The following is a 1,941-nucleotide window of genomic DNA, read 5'->3' on the forward strand; positions in this document are numbered from 1 at the left end:
AGTTTATGCAAATCCCTTAGCGAAATACCGCAGAAGGCGGCAATACGGGCGGGCGTTAACTCCGGATCACCGAGATGGGCGGATATATAGCGTTCAATCCGCATCAGATGGGCTGTTTTCAGATGCGACTGGTCGCTATTGAGGACGCGCTCATCCTGCTCCAACACCAGCGACAGCATGCTTAATGCCTGTTCGAACAGGCGGTTCTGATCATCTGGACTGCATTCATTCACGCGCTGAGAGCAGATCATCAGAAACTCGACAAAGGCGCAGCCAATACCTTTCTGGGCGGAAAAACAGTGCTGCGAATAACGTTCCGGGCGGCGGATACGGTGCTTCATCGCCTGACTTGGGATCTTGAACACCCACATATCGTTGGGGTCTTCATAGCCAAAGCGGTAGGGGGCATCCCCCTGTTCGACGATAAAGTGCCCCGGCGGGCAATCCAGGCTGCGCCCATGCTGGGAAAAGAACACCTGGGTGCGCAGCGGAATGGTGACCAGAAAAGAGGCATGGTCATCCTGGGCGATCTGCGACTGGCAGCGGGAGTATTCGGCCTTGTAGGAACACAGCCGCGACAGCGAGAAATCACTGCCCTCGGCCTTCCAGACCTTTAACGGAAAATAGGTCTGAGACACCAGTTGTGTCCAGCGCTGCTGGGAATCAGACGATAACATGGCATTGGACTGACTGTTATCGAGGCTGGCATTGTTCATTATCATTGCCTCTTCATCACATCAGAAACGGCCCTGCCGCCACAGGTGGCAGAGCGCTTTATGCTCACTGTATGTTCACTTATGCGTTTTTGGCTGCGGCCAAGGCCCCCTTACCCCCAATGATCAGATGAGCGCTGACGCAGAGACTTACGGTATTGGCCGGTGGATTTTTCCAGCAGCTCGCCGGTACCCCAGTCGAGCACCACACCGTAACGGCGAATCACATCCAACACGTCGAGCTCGCCATCACGATACTGCTGGGCGACCTGCTCGGGCGGTGTCTTGAGCCATTGGCGACGCTCGCGGCGAATACTGTCGCGGGTTTGGCGAGTGGCGTCATCATCAATACGGTAGTCATCGATATCCGGGTCGTGGACCTGAATCACCACCCCGTAATCAAGCGCGGCGCGCGCCACCGAGACATAGCCGTCAATCACGTCTTCCAGCACCTCCTCCGGCAGGCGCTCAAGCGGGTCACCGAAGCCGCCACCACCGGCTGAAGGCCGGGTGAAAGTATCGCCGGAATAAATGGGCACGTTAGAGAAGGTTGCACCCAGGTATTTTTCCTGGGGCGTGCCTTTGTTGACCCAGACCCCATGAGGGACGGACGGCAAGCCACCATTGATGCCCCAGGTCACTGAGCGGCCCCGGTCACAGCAATAGCTCATGACCGTCTTATCGACCTGCGTCAGCACGCCGCCCTTTTGCACGCCGCAGCCACCGCGGAAGCGCCCCGGCCCGCCGGAATCCATGCTGATTTCATGGCACATGGTCAGCACTGGGTTAAGGCGCTCCTGGCCTTCCACCGGCTGCACGGCAAGGCCGGCGCCGAACACCGGAGATGTCGCGGAGGAGCCGTCCTTGCTGTGACGCCCGCCCCAGCCACCGGCCATCCAGTCGTACCACATAAAGTAGCTGGTGGTGTCGGTGCGCCCGTCGTTACCACCAATCAACAGGTACTCCAGATTGAAGGCACAGGCCATGGCCCGCTCCGGCATGATACCACTCCAGAGCTCGAAGATGCCGTTCATGATCTTTTCATAGGGGCCGGAACAGAAACCGGTTACCGCATGGGGCCAGCCGGCATTGACCACACTGCCCTCTTCGCCAATATTCGCGGTGACCGCCCGGTAGAAGCCGGAGTTGAGCGGCACATCCGGGAAGAAGGTCTTGGTGCCCGCGTAGATCGCCGAGTGGGTGGTGCCGTAACCGGAGTTCAGGAAGG

General features: G+C 58.6%; 2 protein-coding genes. Both read right to left on the reverse strand.

Annotation, left to right across the window (positions count from 1 at the left end; translation table 11 throughout):
• On the reverse strand, positions 1-722 hold a 722-nt coding region (locus tag AAC035_RS21045; protein ID WP_339807071.1), incomplete at its 3' end, for an AraC family transcriptional regulator.
• A gap of 104 nt (positions 723-826) precedes the next feature.
• Positions 827-1,941: hydantoinase B/oxoprolinase family protein (locus tag AAC035_RS21050; RefSeq protein ID WP_339807072.1), on the reverse strand; the 1,115-nt coding region annotated here is incomplete at its 5' end.

This window comes from uncultured Marinobacter sp. (assembly GCF_963974375.1).
Taxonomy (GTDB): Bacteria; Pseudomonadota; Gammaproteobacteria; order Pseudomonadales; family Oleiphilaceae; genus Marinobacter.